Genomic DNA, 24,454 nt, shown 5'->3' with positions numbered 1-24,454 from the left:
AATATTAACATACCTTTTTATGATTATAACTGCAGATTATTAAGCCCTGATGACAAGTAAACTGACTATTTGAACTAAATATCATAAAAAATATTTCATTGAAAAATTAAAATCATTACAGTGACTTAAATTAATTCGTTAAATTATGAGCTATTATTTAATAGTGCAACTTTTGATTTATTACTTTATCTATCAGACTTGTCTTGTTTCTGTTATATTTCATCATTACAATGATTTAAACTTGATTGACAGCTCCAGCATCCTTGGCTGGCACAAAATATTTTATAAAATGGACCTTATTTTGAAACACTTATTAACATTTATTTCATTTTTTCTGGTATTCACTGCTACTGCTGCTTTCGCTGACCAAAAACCGACGACTCCAATCATTGAAAAGCCGGTCGGTGTTGTCAATTATCTACTATCTCCAGGCGATTTTATTGAAATTTCGGTGTGGAAAGAAGAAAGTATGCAAAAAGAGCAAACCTTGGTCGCTCCTGACGGCAACATTACCTTTCCACTCGCAGGCACTGTTATGGCTGCCGGCAAACCCATGTCAGCTCTTGAAGAAGCCATTGCAGCAAAACTGGCTGATTATATTGCCGATCCTGTAGTCACTGTTAAGCTGCTGCAAAATAACGGCCATACTATTTTTGTAATCGGTAAAGTTAACAAACCCGGACAATATCCTGCCAACAGACGCATTGATGTCATGCAAGCCTTAAGTTTGGCCGGTGGCTTAACGGTTTTTGCCGACGACAATTCCATTCATGTACTTCGCCGTGTAGGCAATGACGTAAAAGTATTTCCATTTGATTACAAAGACGTGCTGGATGGCGAACATCTTGAACAAAATATACTCTTGGAAGCTGGCGACACGGTTACTGTACCTTAATTTAGCCTGTTAATCGCTTGAGACCATCAAGATGAAAAAAGGCTTTTTAGTACCAGCCATTCTGTGCACTTCGTTTACTTGCCAAGCTAACGATTATTTTTTTAAACCCGTTTTTAGCACCAGTGAGCGCTATGCAAGCAATCTCTTGTTACGGCCAAATCCTCAACAAGGCAACTGGATCAGTAAGTTATCTCCGGGGTTAAATTTTGGCATAAACCGTGAAAACGATGAATTAAAATCAAATTTCACCTGGAATCAAATTTTTTATACGAATCAGTCAGCACTCAACATCAGTGAGCAACTGTTTAGCGCTGATTACCAACACACTGGTGAGCGTTTACAATGGGGCCTTAACGGTCATTATAATAATCAGTCCTCATTAAACAGTGAGTCTACGGTACAGGGCTTTTCTCCAACGCAAGTCATGGTAAAAAGTCTAAGTATAGCACCTACGGTTTCCTATTCTTTAACCGAACTCAGCTCGTTAGAGCTTGACTATTCTTACAGTAAATCAACTTACGAACAAACCCGGAACATCTTTCTTAACAGTTATGACTATCAACAAGCATCAGGAACTTTTAACTATAACTATTCGGAATTTGACAAACTGAATGCCACCCTTTCCAGTTCGCGCTATAAAATTTCGACGGGAACTTTAACCACTTTTAATAATGTTGCCCAGACAGGCTGGCAACACAGCTTTAGTGAAACGCTGTCTACTTATATTTCAGCGGGTATCAATTATTCACTGTCAGATTCAGAATTCCCTGTTGCTCAGCTCATCCCAACAAACATGTTTGGATTATCTGTTTACCAAGATCCTCTTACTGGTCAATTCTTTGACAATCAGCGTTACGAAACGGGTAACACCAGCAGCACCGGCTTTGGCGGAGTTTACCGTGCGTCCATTCAAAAATCCTTTGAAAGAGGCTCTGTTTCACTGGTAGGCTCGCAAAACCAAATACCGACTTCTCAAGGTATGCAAACCCAAACCCAATTATCGGCCAACACGTCTTACAATATTTACGAGCGTTGGTCTTCAGGGCTTTCAGCCAGCTATTCACTCTATAAAATGCCCGTACAAACCAACAACCAATTTAATCAGGATAGAACTTACGCTTCCATTAGCCCGACTATTAACTGGAAGTGGACAACTGAAGTCAATGTAGGGTTATCGTATACCTACCGCCAACAAGAATACAAAATCAACAACTCTCAAATCAGCCAGGACAATAGTGTTCAACTGCAACTTAATTACCAACCTCAAACCAACAATCAGGTGAAATAGCGTGGAAAATCAAGCGATCGATATCAAAGATTATTTAAATATAGTCAAACGACGCAGCAAGTATTTATTGATTCCGTTTGTGGTGGTTTCTATATTAAGTATTGTTCTGGCAGTTGCCCTGCCCTCGGTATACAGGTCAATAGCTACCATTCTGATTGAAGAGCAGGAAATTCCTTCTGACTTGGTGCGTTCTACTGTCACTACGTTTGCCGACCAGCGCATTCAGGTTATTACCCAGCGCATTATGACCCGCGCCAATTTAATGGACATTATCCAGAAATTTGATCTATATCCTGATGCCCGCAAGTCAAAATCGGAAGAGCGTATTCTGGAAAAAATGCGCAAACGAATTGTCGTGGAACCAATCAGCGCCAATGTCATTGACAAGCGAAGTGGTCAACCCTCAATGGCCACCATCGCATTTACCCTGACCTTTGATGATAATGCACCAGCCATAGCCCAAAAAGTGGCCAATGAACTGACGTCTTTATTTCTAAAAGAAAACATCAAATCGCGCACTGAATCCGCCGAAAATGCAACGCTTTTTTTGAGTGAAGAGTCTCGTCGCTTAAAAGATAAAATTGAGGAAATACAAAGCCAATTTGCCACTTTTAAAGAAAAAAATCTTAACCAGTTACCGCAGATTAGTCAGCTAAATCAACAAGAACTAACAACACTTGGCAGCCAGTTATTAAATCTTGATAGCCAAGAGCGCTCACTGCATGAACGCCAGTTTTATCTTGAAGGAGAATTGGCACAAATTGATCCTCATGCCTTGGCGACCAATGCTACCGGTAACCGTGTTTTTGATACAAGAGACAGGCTTAAAGTTTTGGAAGCAGAGTACCCCTCCTTACTGGCACGTTATTCAGAAAACCACCCTGATGTCATTAAAACCAAACGCGAAATTGATTCATTAAAAATTGAGATTGGCGGCAATACCAATATCAATAAACTCAATGCCGAACTAACCAACAAAAAAGCTGAACTCGCCTTAATTTTAAAACAATATTCCGGTAAACACCCGGATGTCTTAAAACTGCAAAAACAGATTACTACCATACAACAAGCAATGGTTACTGCTCACGAAACCGCAGAGTCCAATACTTCCGTAACTCCTGATAATCCGGCTTACATCACGCTAAATGCACAACTACAATCCATACAGGCTGATATGGGGTCACTGGGCTTTACCCGTAAAGAACTTAACCAGAAAATGGAAAATCTGCGTACCAGTTTACGTCAGGCACCTTTGGTCGAAAAAGAATATAACGATCTTATTCAAGAACTTGACAATACCAATCTTCGCTATCGTGAAGTCAGCGCCAGAGAAATGGAAGCGCAAATTTCCCAACAACTTGAAGTTCAACGCAAGGGTGAGCGTTTTACGCTAATTGATCCACCTCAAGAACCACTTGAACCTGTCAGCCCTAACCGAATGGCAATTATTTTTCTGGGTTTTGTTTTTGCAATTGCCAGCGGATTTGGCTGCGTTTTCCTGGTTGAGATGATGGGTTCGACTATCAACAATGAAAAAACCATTGCTTCTATTTTAGGGGTTCTACCATTAGCAAGTATTCCTTATCTTGAAAGCAGAGAAGAAAGCGAGACCATTGCAAAACGGCGCTTCATCATGGTGATCTGTACTTTAATTACCATTACGTTGGCTATTATAGCTTTCCATTTTATTGTCATGCCGTTAGACGTGTTTTGGTTCAAACTATTACGTGTTATCGGTGCTAATTAAATTACAAACAGAAGATAATTTATGAATTCAATTGAAACGATAATAGAAAAAACCAATCCGTTGGCAAATAAAACCAAGGCATTACCAGAAGATAGCGAGCAGTTTCTATATTCGCAGACCAGGATCCAGGCCTCTACAAAAAAACATTTACAAGAAAATCGTATTGTAAGCGGCTTTAAACCAGGACCATGGCTTGAGTCTTATAAAATGCTGAGAACCCGTTGCTTACAAATAATGGATACCAATAACTGGACTACTTTAGCCATCACCAGTTCTGGCAATAAAGCCGGTAATAGCCTGACAGCAGCTAATCTGGCCATCAGTATCTCCATGGAATTAGATCGCAGTGTATTATTGGTTGATGCCAATTTACATAATCCCAGTATTTGCAAACTATTTGGCCTTGAACCGGAAGCAGGACTTAGTGATTATTTGTTACATGACACGCCACTTAAGGAAATATTGATTAATCCTGATATGGATCGTCTGGTAATTTTGCCGGCTGGCAAAGAAATGATTAATGCTACGGAAATGCTGCGCTCTCCAAAGATGATTCGTTTAGTAAGTGAACTAAAGAACCGTTATCCCTCAAGGATTGTTATTTTTGACATGCCCCCTCTTTTGTCGCAAGCCGATACGCTTGGCTTTTCTCCTTATGTGGATTGTGTGCTGTTGATCGTTGATGAAGGCCATACTAAAACAGATGAGCTTAAACGTGCTGCAACGCTACTTAAAGACATTAATGTTTTAGGTACGGTACTTAACAAAGCCAGCAATAACAAAATCAAATACCAGGATAATTAGTTTTAATTACAAGCCGGAATCACAAAGGAACCAAGACCCGGCGCGGCAAGTTACTTTAATGATTTGAGTGTACAAGTGCCCTTTTCTACAGGAGACTTCACAGGCGAGGGCAATCAGGCCAGCCACTGGAAAGAAACGGGCAGCAACCTATGGGGCATCATGAATCCTGCACTAGCCTATAGCCAAATTACTGGTATCTCCAACTATGATTTGCGGGCAATGGATTTGATAGGTTATGAATTAACTGGAGTGCCGTTACCTCCAGCTATCTGGTTTTTTGCCGGAAGTTTCCTTGCGTGGGGACGATTTACAAGACGTTCGTTGATAAATACTCATAAATAAAGCTCTTTAATACTTTCAATCATTGCGCCAAGCACCGATAATTTTAACGGAATAAACCTGTCAGGGTATGGCATGGGTGCCAACCATTATCAAAGGAAAATTAGCCACTTAAATAACCGCCTGTTAAAATCAAAATCCCAGAAATAAGCCGTAACCGATTGGTTTTAAGCTCCTCACCAAACTTCAACTTGGACTCACCTTTTGCCTTATTCTGCAAGGGGGGTATAAACAAATCTGACTCACAATAGCATCTCTTCACTACGCGTCCTACTCTCGGACATTCGCCAAGTTAAAATTCATTGTTATCCTGGCAAAAAAATGCCGGTCGGTGTTTACAACTCCGACCGGCTTTTTTATGATTTCAATAGCTTATAAATAAGAATCAAGCTAATCCTGCATTGGTAACTGCTACATAGCAATACACCAACTTAACACTTATTTTGTAACGGGACTTGCACTGTCAATCAGCTTAATAGTCTCTTTTGCCACATCCAGACCGGTAAACTCAACTTTACTCTCAATAGCTTTTTGTAAAAACTCACGTGCTTTAGCAGTATCATTTTGCTTATAGTAAGTCATGCCCAAATGATAATTACTGATTGCAGAGTTGGTATCCAGCGCTATCACTTTTAACAATAGCTCCTGTGCCTTGGCATAATTACCTTGCTTATAAGCAATCCAGGCAACAGTATCAAGTGTGTTAGGGTTATCAACTTTAGCAAGCGGTTCCGCAAGCTTGGCAGCACGTTCAAGCTCCACATTATCTTTGGCATAATCAGACAGATAACTGGCAAGATTATTAAGCGCTTCCGTTGATTCTGGATGTAGTTTATAAGCTTCATCAAACACAGCGATCGCCTTCTCGTGTTCTCCGGATTTATTATAAATTGTAGCCAAATCGTTAACTAACTCCATTGAGCTTTTGGTGTTAACGATACCTTCCTGGTAGATTTTTATCGCTTCAGTTTTGTTACCCTGAATGCCATAAGTCATCGCCATCATACGATACGGGATTGGCCATTCAGGTTTAATTGTGGATGCTTTTTTAAAGGCTTCAGTGGCATCACCATACTTTTTATCGCTTAAATAAACACCACCCATTAAATTGTATGCAATAAAGTTTTTGGGTTGTTGCTTGGTAATTGACGACAATTTAAGCAAAGCCTTATCTGTCTGCTTAAGCGCAAGATAACTTTTAATTAATTGCGTCAGTGGCTCAATGGCTTCAGACTGCTTAGCCAGTGCACTTTCAAAAGCAGGTACGCTTTTATCAATTTTTCCTTCTGCCTGAAATGCCAAACCTGACAGAAAATAACCCATGCCTTCTTCAGGAAAAGCTTCCTGAACATGGCTTGCGGCTTCTTGTGCCTTATCCCATTTTTTTTGCGTCAAATAAATTTTAAATGCCGCTTCCAGACCCACTTTACTTTTAGGATTTTCTTTTAATAGTGCATTAATTTGTTGCAATGCTCTATCAGTATCGCCTGTCTGTTGTAATAAATTTGCCAAATCAAGCCTTGCAGTTTCATCTTTAGGGGCAATTTCAATAATTTTCTCCATGTTTTCACGCGCCAACACAGGATCTTTATTCATTAAATGTGCAGTAGTTAATAACTTTAGTATTGCTACGTTTTGTGGTTGATCAACCAGAACAGCACGAAAATCTCCTATCGCTTCGGGTATTTTGCGTTCAGCCAGAGCAAACTTGCCGCGTAACGATAGTGCTTCTAAATCGCGTGGGTTTTCTACAATAATTTGCTTAACCAGCGCCTTGGCTTCATCAACACGTTTGGTAGCCACATAAATAGCGGCTAACTTGTTTCGCGCTTTAATTGATTGTGGCCCCAACTTATCAAGATCGACTATCTCTTTTAACGCTTGTTCGGCATTTTCATTATGTTTTTGCGCCAATTCCAAATCCGCCAACATAAAACGTAAATCATATTTATCCGGATTTTGTGCGATCATCGGCAGCAATTCTGCGATAGCAATCTCAGGGGTTCGTTTGGCAACCAAAAACTCAATCAACATTGACTTGGCAGCGACATCATCAGGCAATTCTGTAACCGCAGTTCGCAATATTGCTTCCGAGTTATCCAATTGATTGTCTGCCAATAAAAATAAAGCCAGACGTTTTCGATGCTCCAACTGCTTTGGCTGTATTTTAATAATCGCCTCAAGCGTTTGTTGTGCCTTGTCCAAAGCTTTTGTTTCTGTATAGACCTTGGCCAGCATTAGCATCGGCGCTGGATTAGTCGGATTTTTATCGCTACTTTTTTTCAGAATTTCAATAGCCTGATCAATTTTTCCCGTTCTAATATTAAGTGAAGCCAACAACAAATTAGCTTGTACATCATCCGGTTCTTTTTTTAGTGCAGCATCAATCTCAACCATTGCAGCGTCTGTATTGTTTTTAAGAATATAAACGCCCGCCATCAATACTTTACCCTCGACATTTTCAGGATCAATAACCTGAACTTCTTTAGCCATTTTTTCCGCATCTTCAGGCTTATTAACCATCAGAAAAATCTGACCCATTCTTAATCGGGACATCAAGTGCTTAGGATCTTCGCCAATTACCGCCATATACTGCCCGACTGCATTTTGTATCTCGCCTAACTTACTCAGCGCTTCAGCCATTTGATAGCGGGCTTCAACGTCTTTAGGGTCTATTTGCAATACGTTTTTAAAAGAAAGCTGGGCTTTTTGATAATCACCTGCCGTGAATAATTGCTTGCCTTCATCCATATACTTGGCTTTTCTTTCCTCAGCACCGCCACAAGCCGCCAACAGGCCAACCATAGCCACAATGAGCAATTTTTTCGAACCGGGTACTATTGGTAACATTGATTAAATCCTGAATAAGTTTATTTTGACGACTGATGTGACTTACAGCCAACGAAAAACATGAAAGACACAAAAAATGCATCGTAGGTTGCATACGACTACATGGGCAGATATTTGCTCCTGCAAACCCTGCATAATCAAAATATAAACAGATTATGCAGGAGATAGAGCCAAGTATAGAGTAGATACAAAAAATTAATACAACCCAACATCTTGGAATAATGGCGGGTTACGCAATCGCAAACCCAACCACCATTGATTTCCTGTATTTTTTCTTGGGGAAGTATAACAGTAAACTTAAGGCTGTTTAGCTTATTTAGCTTCTTTAGCTACTGGCGCTATAACATTTGTCGTTGTTAGCTCTTTATGTTGATATTTTTGTTTTATCAGCTTGTCTTCATATTCCTGAGCAAGGGTTTGCATTTCCACACTTTTAAATTGCAATACAGGTTCAGACTTAAACAAGGTATTCATTATGCCTATGTTTTCATAGCTATTTAAGACTTCTTTTCCTGCTTCAAACAATTTTATGTTTTTACCTTCACAGCTTTGCAGTTCAGATTCAGTTTGATTATGGCTGTTTTGCAAATTAACATGCGTTACACCCAGCTCATTTTTAGCTTGGTTCAATGCATTATATTTTTCAATCACTTCCAGCAATTTAGCATGCGTTTGTTCCAGTGTGCCACGAACAGCATCGTTACTGCTTTTTTGAGCAGAAACCTCACCGCTTAAGCGATCACTTTCTGAAATAGAAGCCGCATTATCTTTCTTCAACTTTTCTATATCGATGGCAAGCTTGTCTTTTTCTGTTTTAAGCAAATCACGCTCAGTGGTTATATCTTTAACCAATCCTTGCAACTTAAGGACAACACCATTGTTGGCATCAACTGCCCGAGGCGCTGCTTGTGTTGTTGCCGACAGCAAGTTGCCAGCCAACAAAATGGACACCACCAGTAGTTTGAAAATTCTGCTCATGACGATACCCAATTAGAAACGTGTATTAATATCAAGTTGCAACACATCGATACCAAATGGAGGGCCGGTAATTATATCGGCGCTTAACCATCTGCCAGTCAGCCACACACCATTCCACAAACCATAGTTACCCCCGACGACCCAACCTTTAGCGTTGGTACCACCAAGATGGAAATCAGAATCGGTAAATGCATCCAATACTGCGTCGCGTTCTACGTATTTATAAAGTGAAAAGACATTCCAATGCGCTTTTTTATCGACTCTTGGCCAACCAATATCAACTCTGGCCTGCCAGGCATTAGTCTGTTCTTTACCCTTATCGCCTCCAACTGAACCCCAGTAATCACCGTATCTACTTTGAATACTATTTGAATTAAAGCCTAGATTTTTTGCATAATCACCACTGATTCTTATGTGATATGGTGCAAGTTCGGCTAAATCGTATGAACCATTAATATTTAGAATATTATAATCTGTTGCCAAGCCCAACTGACCAGCTTCAACACCAGGCGCTAATGAAGTACCTTCGCGACAAATGGTTGCCAAGCTATTACCGCCTTGCATAAACTGAGGTACGGATGCATCATTATCAACACTATTAAGGTCACAGGTACCTATGGCTGATGTATTCGGAATCGCCTGAGTATTAACATAATCGTAGTAAGCAACACCAAACTTGACACTGTCCTGATTAGAAAAGCCCCAATCTACGCCCATCTGACCACCGAATAACCATTTGTCATCAGAACTTAATTGGTATTCTTGTAAAGGAAATGCACCCGCTGTCGCAAATAACGTAGGCCCATTGCCATTACTCAGATCCATTGCATTTGACGTGCCCAATTGATGCCTGATCGTACCAGCAAAACCTTCAAAAGAGAGATCGGTATCCCAGACTAATTCACTACCACCTGTAAATTCACCGCCTCCTGTATACCAAGGATTTTTTATACGCCCTCCAGAAACGGTCAGCCAATTAAACTGCTCACTATCCACCGCATCGTATTTAAGAAAAGCGCGATCCAAAGCAAATTCATAACGGTTGCCGGTATTACCCAAGGTTTGATTAGTTGATACCGGATCAAACATATTCCCGGTCGCCAAACGTATCCCAGCGGTCAGGCCTTCGGCAATGTTTACATCTATACCCAAGCGTACGCGTTCACGAAACATGTGCCTGTCAACCGTTGTATTATCAAACGCATTTACACCCGCTGCTGTGACACCGCCAGCCTCATTAATAGCTTGTGCATTAAAGTAACTGTTCGGTATATTGTCACTAGCCATGAAATCATTTTGAGAGCGTAACCGTATATCACCCGATAACTTGAAGCGTTTGATCCATTCTGGCAAGGCATTAGGCATGCCCCATTGTTCTTTTTTCGCTTTTTGCATGACATCACTGACCACTTCTTCACGTAACTCAGTACGTACCTGCTGGCGAATTTCATCTTTTACAAAGTCAGGCACATAAGATACCCGAACCTCATCAGAGGGTACGAGCTCCTTAGGCGCAACTGCCTTTGGAGCAGCTGATTTGGCTTCGGCAACCTGTTGATCAGAATCGGCTTCTGCTTGCTTGATCATTTCATTAGCCGTTTTATCGGTTAATATACCTTGCTTGACCAATTGCTTAATCAGATTAGTGGTCGTATTGCGTAACTTCAGCAATTCTTCCTTTTCACCCGCTTGTGTCAACCCGGCTGCACATAGTAATGCTAAAGCCAGTAGCGGTTTCTTCTTGTCCATAGGTCTTTCCTGAATTTGTAAGATTAAATTTGTAGTGTTTCGAGTCAGGTTTATAACCTAAAGTCGTGATGAAATTTTTAGTTTAACGGGCTGTTCCATGCCTGCTGGCGGTGCTTCTTTAGCTTTCTTAAATTTTGCCAGCAATTTATTTAACAACTTATCTATGTCAGGGTCATTACTGCCACGTGACAATTCGTAACGGGTAACCGATCCATCAGGATCCAGCCAAATTTTGACAACCGCTGAATAGTTCTTTCTTCGTAAATCGTCATTGTCTGACAAAATATCGATCAAGCTGTCTTTGATGGTTCCGGCATACCAGGCAAAAGGACTGCCACCGCCGCCACCCAACAAACCTTTTCCACCTTTACGACCAACCATGCCAAAGGCGTCAGTACCTGCGGTTCCTTCTGCATCCAAACCGGTATCAGCAGCCGGTTTCTCATCAGGCACATCCGGTAAAGGTTCAGGATCGGGCTCCGGCTCATCAATTTTATCCTGAATTTCAGGCTCTGGTGGCTGCTCGACTTTTGGTGGTGGTGGCGGTGGTGGCGGTGGAGGTGGCGGCTTAAATAAAGTAATGGGCTGAATTTTTTTCTCATGCTTCACCGGTTTTTCACTGAGAAAACCACTGATAATTTTAATCACATAGACAATTGCGACAATCAGTATCAATCCACCGATAACTTTAGGCCCATAAGTCCTGAAACGTTTGTATTTACTCATAAAACAATAAAAATAATTTGATCTACAAAAAGTATTAAAAGCTTTCACCACGAAGACACGAAGAACACGAAGTTTTTTGTTCTCATGGTAAATAAAATAATAATGAGGGGAACTTGTTGTCACCCACTTTTTACTTGTTGAACGTTAAAAATTCGGGCTTTAAGTGCTTCCATCACCTGATTTACGTTTAATGTGTTTCTTCGTGCCTTCGTGGTGAATAAAAGGTTTTCGTCTTTTTTAAATAAAGAGCAAGCCTACTTAACCAGGTTTTGGGTTACTAATCCTACCTGGGTAATTTCCAATTTGCCCAACATGGCGAGAATGTTGATAACATTTTGATACTGAACCGTGGCATCACCCTTAACAACAACCGGCAAGGCAGGATTAACTGCTTTATATTGCTGTAAAGTAGTTTCTAGCTGCTCCATGGTTACCGGCAATGTATCAAGAAATATTGTGCCATCTGCAGTGATGGTAATCGCCTTGGTTTGTGGCTTGGATAAACTGGGCGTATTACTGGCTTTAGGTAAATTGACCTGCACACCCTGAACAGCTGCCGTCGTCATCAGAATAAATACAATCAATAGTACATAAGCCAAATCAAGCATTGGTGTAACGTTAATTTCGTCATACGCCGCATTTTCTTCTTGCAATTTCATAGTTCAAATTTCTCTGGCAGAATGTTTGTATAGTTATCCGAAAAAGCGCTAGTCCACGAAAAACAAGAAAAGCACGAAAAAATCTTTATATTTCAAAATCTGCTTTACTTCTGGGTTATCCGTGTAAAGCATGGGGTGGTTTGCAACCCCATCATTCACGTTTTAATAGCTACTGAAGTCTTCAAACGTTCCGGTCAGGGTTATAAACCCCAACCGGCATTGATTACTATAAAATCTCTATTTTTCGTGTCTTTCGTGCTTTTCGTGGACAATTACTTTTCTTTAGTCATCCGTAATATCAGGTATGTTGTTCGCTTAATTTTGCAACAAACTCATCAACAAACACGTGCATATCAGCCGTGATTTCCTTGACTTGACCACCCAAATAGTTATAACCAAAAAGGCATGGAATCGCTACGATCAAACCGGCTACTGTTGCCGTTAAAGCACCGGCAATACCCGGTGCAATAGCGTTAACATTGACTTCGCCGCTGACTGCAATCGCAGCAAAGGTAATCATTACCCCGATAACCGTACCCAACAATCCCAAAAATGGCCCACCACTGATGGCAATCGTTAACAAAACCATTTGTGAGTTAAGTTTTTGTAACTCTCTGGTTAGCTTGGCATCCATTGTTGCTCTTACCGCATTCATGGCTTGTGGTGAAAGCACCTGTCCGTTGCCTGCTCCTTCGGCTTTTTTAAGACGATGATTCATTTCCTCAACACCAACATGGTAGATGCGATAAATGGTCGATCCGGTAAAAGCGCCGTGGGTCTTGGTAAACGACAATAACAATGGCGATTCTTCAAGTTCAAGATCGTCTTCATCATCTTCGCTGTTCAACTTGGCAATATCTTGTTCACCTAATTTGCTATAGGCTTTTTCGAATTTTTTGTTTTCTCCTTGGACTCGGCTAAAAACGATGGCTTTAACAATCATGACTATCCAACTGACCACAAACATAACGCCCAAAATACCGATAATAATCCAGCCATCCATGGTCACGTTTTTTAACGAACCCATAATAAGGGACTCGCCGCCTTCTTCACTATCCGGCGTACTGTCTTCACCGTAAGTCAACAGGGTAATGGTTGGCCCCTGCATTTCGGCATCAAACTTAATTGCATTGGCATCAAGCGCCACTTTATTAACCACAAACTGGTCAAGTAAACCGGTTAACCCACGCGCACCAAAAGAATCGGCTCCTATGGTCATGTTGCTGGTTAAATCACGAGTCGCAACGCCTAAAGACCCTGCTGATAGACCATCGACATACAGCGTCAAAGTATCTGTCGTTGCAGTTAATGCCAAATGATGCCAGGCGCCGACTGTTAGTGGTGTTGGTGCTTTAAATTCCTGTTTGGAACCTTCCTCAACTTCGACAAAAACTGTTTCCCCCATAATCGATAAAGTGACATTGCCACCAGCACCGGATCGTTGAAAAATAACGCTATTGGTTTGCGCCTGATCAATTTTTACCCAGCTCGAAACGGTCCAACCAGCGGTCGGTGACATTTGCAATGAAGGCGTTGCCGGAACACGGATAATTTGAGTACCATTAAATACCGCAGCGTCAGCAATCAAGCCGTTTTCGCCAATGGTTGAAGTCATTTCGCCGGCATTATTGGCGTAAGCTGTTAAATCTTTTGCGCCCATTGCACCAAATTGATAGCTAAGCACCTGATTAACATCATGAGTACCAGCAGCATCCTGTGCATCTACGGCTTTAGGATTACCATAATAAATCCAGATAATGGGCTCGGCTGCAGTGGCGGCATCAGCGGGCAACTTCACCCAAATCAAGGCCATTTCATTAACGGGATCAATTTTTTCAATATAAAACTTAAGCGGCGTTTCCTCGTCAGCAGCCAATATGCGTATATCCTTACCTTTTTCGGCAAGGTCGGCAAAAAAAGAAAAATTTCCGGTATGTAAACGAACTAAAGCAAATGCAGAAGCCGGTACAGTGACTCCATCTTGTTTCAGCTTTTGTACATCCAACGTTATTTTTTTCTTATATCCCCAATCTGCATTCCACCAAGCTGATGCTATTGACGGGATTAGCATAAGAACTACCAATAAAAAACCACACCGTTTCATTTTCTTTCTCATTTATATATTAATATTGTAATTATCGCAGAGCTTCATGACATTATTATGACGATGGCTTACAAAGCGACGGTACTGATATGGGAGGCAAAAAAAATCCGGCTTTAACCACATTAAAACCGGATTGAGAGGGTTGAATATAATATTGAAAACCACTTTTAAACTGTCGAAGCAAACAGTAAATTTACAGGGCTTTTAATTTACCCATATTAATTTCCCAAGCTAAAACCTCAGTCACCAAAACCCAGCACCTCGACACTAAACATGCCCAACGCTGCATTTTTGTTGGTTTCTGCGCCACCATCATCCATTCCGGTTACCGCTTGTGCTACTTGACTAACACTAGCCGTCATATTACTGGTTCCAGTCAAACCTGCTGCCAAACTACCGGTTGAGGCAGCCGGCACACCAGTACTGACGCCGCCAACCTGAATATTGTTGGCTCCTAAAACGGCAGTTGCGGAAATAGTTACGTTAGTGCCACCGATACCTGCTTCACCGGCATTAACCACACCTATCGGTGCAAATAAACTAACGTTGCCTGGAATTGCACCACTCGAACTGGCTGCTGTACGGATACCACTACCTGAAACAATAGCCGGAAATTCAATAACCAAATTACCATTCGTATCAAAACTGATTTTCGGTGGCGGCGCAGCAATCGCCGACTTGGCCCCTTTACCGGCATCAATATTACCCGTTGATGACCAGATCTGAATATCGCCGCCATCCAGAGCAAATACCCGCGACGTGTTAACCAAAAAGTCATTATTTACCACTGCATTAATATTGCCTTCTCGCTGAACCACTATACCCAGCTCAGAAGAAGGCTTGGCTCCGGTAAAAGAAACCGCCAGACCGGCATTAATCTGCCCACCGGGTACCAATAAGTTAATATCACCACCATCTACGGTTTGTATTTTACTGAAAAACAAACTCAAATCACCCTTCCAGTTACTATCCGGAAACAGGGCATTAATTGCCGCAGTACCCGACTCATAAAAAGCTTTCTTGGCTGAATCTGATGTAGCTGCTGCTGCAGCGCTCCCTGATAAATTGACCTCATTAAACATGACCGGCAAAACCAGTGCGGATAATTGCGGCTGAATGGCAACATACTGATCTTCAGTCAATACAGTAAATGCTTTTAGTGCATCGACATCACTCAATATGGGTTGGTTTAAGCGTTCACGCATAAATCCGGTAATCAGGGTGCTCGCCTTATCGAAAGCGACTTTGTATTTAGCACTATCTTTAAGATAAGTATTAATAAACCCGGCATAATTTACCTGACTATTAGCTCCTGCGATGACCGTAAGATTAGCGCCCTTATTAGCCAGATTGGAGTTATAAACGTTACCTACGGTAGACAATCCACCTGACGCACCCAAATCAATATTACGTCCTGACTTGACCAAAACTTCTCCGGGACCTGAAAATTCGACTTTTGCATCGTTAGCCAGCAGCCCGCCGGTAGTCGGATTTCGTCCACTGGTATAAGTAATATCACGTCCAGCTTCCAACAGTGAAACATCAGATGGACTTATATTCTGTATCGCCAAGGTAAGATTTTTAATATCCCGACCTGCTTTAATTAGTGATTTTTTTGCCAAATTAAAGTTGATGTTTTCAATATCACCTGATCGGGTAATCACCCTGACAGGCTCTTGATCTCCCGTATGTATTGGTATAGTTGCATGATTTAAATTTTCTGGATAAACAGCAAATGGATAAATACGGTTTACCATTAAAGTTGCGGCACTGCCGCTTGCCATTAACGTATAGGCATCGGGTAATAATGATTTATTCCCGTCAGACATACCCAAGGCAATTCCGAGCATTGAAGTAATATTCTGCTCAGCCAGCAGGTTCAATTGTCCAGTTGCTGACGGGAATAACACTATATTTTGCTTTAAATCAATGTTGCCGCTAAATGCACTCACATACAAAGACCCTGGATAAATTTGCGCCAAACTTTGCGTATCACTCGAAAATCCATATAAATTACTTATTACAGTAGCATCTGAATTCAAGTTGACACTACCCGTAAGCGATTTAACCGTCAAAGCGCTGGCATCGGTATAACTGAAAAAGTTAACATCGCTATTACCCAAAATCATGGAGTCAGACACACCGGTCAAATTAACATCTTTACCCGCATAAACAGAAAATTGAGTATCTCCCGTTAATAGTTGTGGGCCTTTAGTAAACTGACTACCCCCTGTCACGGATCCATCCGCTGAAATCAGGCCTGCTCCTTTACCCAGATAATAAGTGCCACCGGCAATATCGCCACCGGCTTTAACCTGCATATTACCCCCGCCATTAATTTCAACTTGATTCGTAATAAAAGACGCTTCACTACTACAATTAACCGTACAAATTGTGCCTGTTTGCTTACCGGTAGTCGGCATCATCACATCAAGGTTACTGATATTACCCTTTGCTTGAATCAAAACATTACCTCCGCCGAAAGACCCTATATTCTGTTGGAAAGGTGATTGACTATAGACCTCTGGGCGATAACCCAAGGCAACGCCCCAAACTGTAGGACCGTTTTCTAACAAAGTATTACCGGTGCGCAACAACCAATCATTAAAATAACTACTGCCTTGGGTACCGCTAGTACCGTTGATATTGCCTCCTGCAACTAATGACAGATCGCCACCAGCCACAGGAAACTCGGCATACAGGAAGCTATCCAAAAAATTGCTTGTCAAAGAACCGTAAGGATCTTTATCTGTCGGCTTACCCCCGTTGTACACGGTAGAAGAACCATCAGTAAAGGTAATATCGCGCCCTGCAATAAGCTTCATATCACCGCTCCCGGTTCGAACCGTGGCACCTGAACCTATGACCAAATCATTCTTGTATGGCGCGACTTGATTGTCAGCGGTCGATAAATCGGCACCGGAAACCAAAGTATAAGACCATGAATTACCTGACTGTAATTTATCAGCTATAGGTATTTCAAATGTCCTCATTGACCCAAACCAATCCTTGTCATAAAAAATAGATTGATCCTTAAAGCCATCGGTTAATGACTGACTCATCGTTAACCCCTCAGATGCCCTGATAACCAGATTGCCTGCATTGCTGTTATAACGCCAATCAACCAGATCCCATTTATCGCTTAGAGCCAGTGCACCGGTATAGTCGATTTCAACTCCCGGAGTCAGACTTATACCATGACCCAGTCTTGTCGCGACATTATCCATATTTGTCATATAGACAGCTGTGTCATTTTGAATATTGGCGATATCATTGGCATTGATTTGCCCATCACTATTCAAGTCAGCGTTACTGTACTTTTTAACGCCTTCCGCATAAAATCTGGCCGCTCCCTTGACCGTACCGGCAATGGGTTGAATATTAATATCGTTACCCACTCTCAAGGCGCGTAAAGTAACATCTCCGCCGACAGTCGCTCCGCTGACATCAATCAGCGAACCGTCTTTCAACTCGATACCATCCCGGGTGCCTGTACCATCACCATCAACCGAGGAAAGTAAGACTTTGCCACCCTTGGCACCGGTTGCCGTCAGTTGACTGCCGTTTTCCAAGGTGATTTTACCGCCCGCATAAACACTAATTTTACCGCCCTGATCGACACCATTAACATGAGTCTGTCCGAATAGATCAACAGCTCCTTTATCAGCGACCAACGTTACATTATTAGCGTTGATTATATTAGTTGCCGTTTGCACGATGTCAGCATCGCGGCTATGGAAATAAATTGAACTGTCTATACCGGCATTATTGAGAACGCCCATCAGACTGTCAAAATTGGATGAACCGCTAAAAGTAGATACATCAAATTCTGCACTACCGCCGCTGGCCTTGATTTGCCCAGCCAAGGTAACGGTCTGCTTGGGAGCCTTAAGAACCAGATTGCCGCCCGTCGCCGAACCGCCACCCGTGCTGACATCCAGTTTCGATCCCGAAGCCAGCGTTACTGCGCCGTTATCGGCAATGGCAGTAAATGTACCGCCGGGAGTGTAATCAATCGTATCGGCAAAAATCACCGCCCGCCCGGCCAGATCAATATTTGCAGCCGAACCGACAGCCATATTTCCAACCAAAGCATGTAGATTTAACTTACCCGAAGGTAATAACGCATTGGCATCGAAAGCGATAGTATCAGCAATAAACTCCATTGCCCCACCATAACCGGGAGATACTGCACTGATTGCACTACCATTACCATTGACATTGAGGTTATGCCCGCTGGCATCCAGTTTAAAACTGGAGCCACTGGTGGCCGTTAAGTATCCGGCGTTTAAATTTAAATCTGAGGCAACTGTCAAACCGCTATTGCCATTAGTGATAAAGCCGTTTTTCGCATTTACATTTACAGTGTTAAAGCCGTTAACTGCAAAGGTTCCCGCTCCCTGAGTAAAATTAGTTGCCAATAAATCCAGGCCACCCAACCCGTTACCTGTGGTCGTTGCAATAACGCTGAACGGATTTGCCAATACCAGGTCATTAGCTTCCAAGCTGACCGCCTGACCACTACTGCCGAAACCCGAAAATCCGGCAGCATTAATAACCAGCCGATCGAATTTTATAGGCGCATCAACCTGACCAACATTACCATGGAAACCGATAGTACCCCGACTGTTTAAAATCAGTTCATCGACAGATAAATTTAATAATTTCTGGTTACTCAAATTTAAAGCATTACCGGTAAATCCTGCCACATCGCCCAAGTTAATAGCGTTGGCACCCAAGTTTAACGAACCGCCGTTCATTAAAATATCACCCTCCAGCCTGGACGATTGACTGGCATCCAACAGCATTGATTTGGATGCCTTCAATGTGGCACCGCTTTCTATCACCAATTCGCCATTATTACCCGTTATTGAAGCACGATTTAAGATAATTTGCTTATCTGCCGACAGCCTTAAAAAGGCACCGTCATTATAGGTATCGGGCGTTGTACCGGTTACATTGATAATATTAACAATGGAATCACCGGCATTAACACTACCCTTGGCTTCCAGTGTTGCTCCGGTTTTAACTTCGACTTTTTGTTTTGCAGCGGCAATCAGATCAGTAACCATTAATTGGGTACCGCTATCGAAACTAACCATGTTTGCAGTAACACTCACATCAGTCGAACCGTCGACATTTCTTTTACGTGCTCCACCCAACAATAAACTATCAACCTTGAGATTGTTCAAGGCACTATCCAAAATCTGAAGCGTACCCTGAGTATTTATTGAATCCAGACTGGTGACAACTTCAATATTATCCGCAGCAATATCCATTCTGGCACCTCGACCACCTGGTGCTGCTGATTTAATAGTACCGTCCAATAGCAACTTGGTTTGCGCGACAATTGAAATTTGTCCACTATCCATAGGTAACAACGGCACACTGGTTTCATTTCTCAGTGCATATTGCTCAGCGAAGTTGTTAGCCGTTTGTATATCGTATTGAGATTGTATTTTAACTTGAGCAGATGTTTCTATTTTATAAGCACTGGTACGTGAATCTTGAACGGATGTCCCAGCCAGCATTTGATAACCAGACACAATCGGCAGACCATCTTTGGTATATGAAGCAAAACTACGATCCTGTGAATTAGCCTGAGGTGTAATCAAGAATGCACCGGGTAACAAGGCATAATGAGCAGGTAAAATAGTATATTGTCCTGCCGCTAATTGACTACTCCCGTTTAGATAAATGGTGCTGCCCGGCGCAAAAGCAGCTGTGCCGACACTTTCGTATTGATCAAAGGGTGCGATTTGTGTCCCAAGCGATGGCATAATTGCAAAGCCGCCTTGGTAAGATGCACTGCCAGGTTGTAGATAATCATAAGAACCGCCCGCACCCGGCTGAAATTCATAAGCTTGCAAATCACCACCACCAGAAATATCGATCACACTGCCTTTTGTTAGATTGATGTCAGGCGCATTTAAGATCACCTGTTTTTCTGGTGGCGTGTTTTTAAGCAAATTTCTGCTGCTATCCAGTGGATATAGCCAATCAAGTCCACCGGCTGCCACCCCAAAAGGAATTAATAAATTGGCTGCCGAAACGGAAGTTAAACTTCCTTCGCCTAACGTTAACTGTTTAGTAGCCGTTAAATTTATGGTACCTAAAGGGGCTTTAATGACTCCTTTCTGATTAATAAATGGCGCTGTAAAGTTTAGCGCTCCACCAGCAGACAATGGCGAAGCATCTGTATTGATGCCAGTTATGGAAATGTCACCTGTCGGATTATTCTTGATGGCAAAAGTAAAACTGCTTAAAGTTGATGGGTAAATCTGACTCGCCTGTAAATTTAAATTAGCGGCTGTAACCAAAGCTCCCAGAAAATCTCGTTGCTCGCCATTACGCACCCCAACAGCCCGTAAATCATGAGTACTCTTCAGCGTAATGTCACTAAACGCATCCCAACGCGTAGCTCCGAATAATTCTGTCCACTGCGTATTTGCCGTTAATTTACCGGCTCCTGTCGTTGGTAAATCAAGGACTTCGCGACTTAACGATGAGCCTATTGTTAAATAAGCCGTATTAAGATTGACCGTACCGGAAGTTTTGTCGTTAGCCCATTCCAATCTTTGCGCATCGATACTGATCCGTTCGTTGGTCGTCAGATTAACGTCACCCAGGAAGCTTACTTTAACAGGCGTAGTATTCTTTATAGAACTAATTAACCGGAAATCAGAAATTCCGCCTTGCGCAATTTTATCGGCACTGATTATTGCCTGTCCGTTAAGTGCAACAGGAATTACATCGCCAAACTTCACACTTTTATCCAGTGTTGATTGACCAGTCTGGACAATAGTAAAATCAAACGAGCCATCCGGAAAATTTGTAGCACCAGCAAGAGGGCTACGAGATGATCTATCCATGGCGACATCAAGACGGGCTCCGTGAGTGGTTGCTGAACCCCCAAAACCTTGAATAGTGCCGTCCAGAACAATGCCTTCTGCCGCTTTAATGCTTACAGTACCGGCATTGGAAGCAATCGGGGTTGCCATATAATTATTACTAAAACCAGAGGCATCGGCTTGTTGTATATCGAGCACTCTCTGCGTGCCTGAAACATCAATCAATGATCCATGCTCCAGAATCACATAACCACGTGTTCCATCAAGCGTTATTTTACCGCCATCCATTACGGTTCCTGTACGACGACCCAATACATCAACAGGATTCAAGCGGGTATCGCCTGTAACGGAAAGCCAGGCATTTTTACCCAGCCATATCGCTTGAGTTGCATCATATTCAAGCTGAGGTGCGGTATCAATATTAAGATTAATATTACCTCCGGCGGTTTTAATCACGCCATCGACAAATATACTACCCGACGTTACTTGAAGACCAATCGTTGAGCCTTTATCAGCAACAATTGAACTTCCGGATTCCACAGATACCCCCGTAGTCCCCGCCAAAGTTAAACTTAGAGGGCTACGTAAGTTTTCTGGTAATAATACAATATCAGTAAAATCACGAATTGAACTGCCGGTTTTCATACCTCTAAAGCCATCTTTCAACTCAAGGTTTTTAGTCTTAAGATCTAATGCCGCATCACCTTTAACCTTAAGGTCGCCGGTATTGGCATCTAAATTGACCGCACTAAACCCCATATCAGGCAAAAGATTAAAATTATTGTTGCTAACCCCCAAAACCAAAGCATGTTTAACGTCATCTGTAGCACTATTTGCCGTGCCAACAATAATCTTGTCGCTACTTAAAGACAGTTCTCCACTCTTGGTCAAGCCATAAGCAGATAAGTCACTATTAATGCGTAGCATAGAGGGTGTGCCACTTGAACCCACTGCCGCTAAATTGATTGCACCACCGTCACCCGGTGCTAATTTCCCTACTGAGTTTAACCAACCTCCGCCATCAGCACGCATAACTGATCCAACATCTGCCAGCAAATCACCGCCAGCTTTTATCGTTATTTTTCCACCATCAATGGTTAGTAGATCGGTAGGCGTAGCATTTAACCCTTGCTGAAAATCATTAACCCAGGCACCAGACACATCCAGAACTGCCTTTTCGGCAATAGTTACCAGCCCTGGTTTAAGCAATACATCATTGGTAGCAGTTACTAGGTTGATTAAATCATTGGTCGCCGCTGTAAGATTGATTGTTCCACCAGCAGCTTTAATAGTTCCGTCTATATTAATACTGCTTGCTTCAAGGGAAATTGTTCCACCGGGAGTCATTTCAATGGATGCGCCAGCACTTAACGTCGAATTACCCCAGCTTTTCACAGAAACGTTTGCGACGCCAGTTCCCTTAAACAAAGCCTCTGTCAAAACAAGATCAATCGGCTTATTGTTGGTTTGTTTAGGAAATTTGTCGTTGAGTGCAATTTGCAGATTATTTTTGTCTGTCTGAAAAAGCACATTCTGCAACGACTGAAAGACTGATAAATCTACGGCAAAGGTTCCGCCAACCGGCATATTAGCAATTGATCGCTGAACCTCGCTGATACTGGTTCCTGCACTTAAGTTACCATTCCATGTCATTAGCGGAGCTTTAATATTGATCGCCCCGGCATCCTTACCCTCTACATAGCCCTTCTGAAACAAGCCAGGTCCAAATTGGTCAAGAATATTATAGACAGTAGTGACACCCCATTTCTGGTGATTTTCTGTCACTACGCCAAAAATTGCTTGGTAATGCTCATTCGGATCAGCATCACTAATATCAACAATACCGCCAAAATCGTTCATCAGCTTGGTGGTATTAATATAACCATCCTGATAGATAACTGAACCACCTGAAATGTCGATATTAGCACCGTCATTAATAATAACATCGCCACTAGCCGTTAAATTAATTTGACCGCCTATTCCCAATCGCTCATCAATACCACGAGTTATACGGGCTAATGCTCCGCTAATATCGACAATACTCGTCGGCTTGCGAAGATCAACATTGATGGTTTCACCTTTTAAGACGCCGGTTCGTTGTAATGGCGCATCACGTAGTTCATAACTTTGCACTGAAACTTGGCCGACATTACGTGCCATCGGTGCGACCACGCCTTTTGTACCGGAAACATCAATAAGAGCCCCGCTTTCAACATAGATACGACCGCTATGTCCCAGCGTAGGATCTGCCAAATTATCAGTGGCTGTTATATCAACTTTTCCACCAGTAACTTTAATGGCTGAACCTGATTGCAAATTCACTGTATTAGCAGAAACCTCCAAATAGGACTCGGGTTGAAGTTGTTCGTCAATAGCTGTACCACCATTTGCATCAGCAATTACCTGAGTTACACTGCCGGGGGCAAAAGTGACTGTTGCCTTGGTACCTAGCCCATCATCCAGAGCCGCTCCACGAGTAGTGCTGGTAGAGATCAATTGGTCGCCCAGCTTGCCATGCCCCTCTTGTGCCAACAGTCGTATGGAACCATTCACATTAACTGAGGTAGTCGCGCTCAATCGGCCTTGCTGGTTGACAGCAAAACCCGCCATGGTAATATTTCCCTGTTTGGCTAAAATATCACCGGCGTTGGTCACGGTACCACCGGTATCAACTTCTACGACCAATCCTGCAAAAGGACTATCCGTACTGGCTGCCTGCAAATAAACCTTATCCTGACTGGCCGCCAGAATAATTTGCCCCTGGTTATCACTGGACAATGAACCTTTATTATCTATTGTGGGAGCAACAATGATGATTCGACCTGATTTATCGGTATGAATTTTAGCCCCGGCTTCAATTAGAATTCTGGCGGTTTTTGGGTCCATCGTGGCACCGGATTTCATTGGTTCAATGGCCAGTGCGGCCTCACCGTTATTGTCATCGAATACACGGGTAATACCCTGATTAAATGCCTCATCAGTAATATTTAAAGTGCTGGCCAGCAGACTATTCGTATTGACCACCGAATCCTTGCCGAACACAAAACCATTTTGGTTATATAAATAAACCTGGCCATTGGCAATTATCTGACCAAAAATTTGACTGGGATCCGCTTGATTAATACGATTCAAGGCAATCGATGAACTACCTGGCTGAACAAATTGAACGGTATTTTCTTTGCCAACATTAAAACTCTGCCAGTTAAGAATGGCTTTATCGCTTTGCTGATCAATACGCAGGGTGTTACCGATAATCGTATTGGTGGCACTACCAGAACTGACAAAGCCGCCAGCCACAACGGGGACCGGTAACTCGGCATGCGTTGGCACAACCACACCGGCAAACAAGCCACCGGCAATCACCACCCGCATATACGCAACCAGCGGCTTTAATCTGAATAGATTTTCTACCGGTTTTAATAAGATCAGCGGCGTTTTATGAGACATGGTTGTAACCTTTAACA

Annotated in this window: 12 protein-coding genes; 5 read left to right on the top strand and 7 right to left on the bottom strand. The window is 42.3% G+C overall.

Going from position 1 to position 24,454, the window contains the following annotated elements; genetic code table 11:
• Window positions 1–301 precede the first annotated feature (301 nt).
• The 5 genes from KKZ03_RS10175 to KKZ03_RS10155 all read left to right on the top strand — a co-directional run bounded on the left by KKZ03_RS10175 (window position 302) and on the right by KKZ03_RS10155 (window position 5,076).
• A complete protein-coding gene (locus KKZ03_RS10175) occupies window positions 302–895 on the top strand; it encodes a polysaccharide biosynthesis/export family protein (protein ID WP_243221375.1) in 594 nt (197 codons plus the stop codon).
• A gap of 31 nt (window positions 896–926) precedes the next feature.
• Window positions 927–2,183, top strand: a complete 1,257-nt coding sequence (locus tag KKZ03_RS10170) for a hypothetical protein (RefSeq protein ID WP_243221374.1) — start codon at window positions 927–929, stop codon at window positions 2,181–2,183.
• Window position 2,184: 1 nt separating this feature from the next.
• A complete protein-coding gene (locus tag KKZ03_RS10165) occupies window positions 2,185–3,930 on the top strand; it encodes a lipopolysaccharide biosynthesis protein (RefSeq protein ID WP_243221373.1) in 1,746 nt (581 codons plus the stop codon).
• 21 nt (window positions 3,931–3,951) lie between these two features.
• Window positions 3,952–4,734, top strand: a complete 783-nt coding sequence (locus KKZ03_RS10160) for a CpsD/CapB family tyrosine-protein kinase (RefSeq protein ID WP_243221372.1) — start codon at window positions 3,952–3,954, stop codon at window positions 4,732–4,734.
• A 159-nt stretch (window positions 4,735–4,893) separates the two neighbouring features.
• Window positions 4,894–5,076, top strand: coding sequence for a hypothetical protein (locus KKZ03_RS10155; protein ID WP_243221371.1), 183 nt, complete (start codon window positions 4,894–4,896; stop codon window positions 5,074–5,076).
• A gap of 435 nt (window positions 5,077–5,511) precedes the next feature.
• On the opposite strand, the gene KKZ03_RS10150 is transcribed toward KKZ03_RS10155, so the two are convergent.
• From KKZ03_RS10150 to KKZ03_RS10120, 7 genes are all read right to left on the bottom strand, one after another.
• A complete protein-coding gene (locus KKZ03_RS10150; protein ID WP_243221370.1) occupies window positions 5,512–7,923 on the bottom strand; it encodes a tetratricopeptide repeat protein in 2,412 nt (803 codons plus the stop codon).
• A 312-nt stretch (window positions 7,924–8,235) separates the two neighbouring features.
• Complete coding sequence (locus KKZ03_RS10145; RefSeq protein WP_243221369.1) at window positions 8,236–8,901, bottom strand: hypothetical protein; 666 nt, start codon at window positions 8,899–8,901, stop codon at window positions 8,236–8,238.
• 12 nt (window positions 8,902–8,913) lie between these two features.
• On the bottom strand, window positions 8,914–10,650 hold the full coding sequence (locus KKZ03_RS10140) for a putative porin (protein WP_243221368.1): 1,737 nt from the start codon (window positions 10,648–10,650) through the stop codon (window positions 8,914–8,916).
• 57 nt (window positions 10,651–10,707) lie between these two features.
• On the bottom strand, window positions 10,708–11,376 hold the full coding sequence (locus tag KKZ03_RS10135) for a TonB C-terminal domain-containing protein (RefSeq protein ID WP_243221367.1): 669 nt from the start codon (window positions 11,374–11,376) through the stop codon (window positions 10,708–10,710).
• A 254-nt stretch (window positions 11,377–11,630) separates the two neighbouring features.
• Window positions 11,631–12,035, bottom strand: a complete 405-nt coding sequence (locus KKZ03_RS10130) for a biopolymer transporter ExbD (protein WP_243221366.1) — start codon at window positions 12,033–12,035, stop codon at window positions 11,631–11,633.
• Window positions 12,036–12,333: 298 nt separating this feature from the next.
• Window positions 12,334–14,139 carry a DUF2341 domain-containing protein gene (locus KKZ03_RS10125; RefSeq protein WP_243221365.1) on the bottom strand — a complete coding sequence of 602 codons (1,806 nt, stop codon included), beginning with the start codon at window positions 14,137–14,139 and terminating at the stop codon, window positions 12,334–12,336.
• A 239-nt stretch (window positions 14,140–14,378) separates the two neighbouring features.
• Window positions 14,379–24,437, bottom strand: coding sequence for a filamentous haemagglutinin family protein (locus KKZ03_RS10120; RefSeq protein ID WP_243221364.1), 10,059 nt, complete (start codon window positions 24,435–24,437; stop codon window positions 14,379–14,381).
• Window positions 24,438–24,454 lie beyond the last annotated feature (17 nt).

The organism is Methylobacter sp. S3L5C (assembly GCF_022788635.1).
GTDB lineage: Bacteria > Pseudomonadota > Gammaproteobacteria > Methylococcales > Methylomonadaceae > Methylobacter_C.
This window is presented reverse-complemented; position numbering and strand designations above follow the sequence as displayed.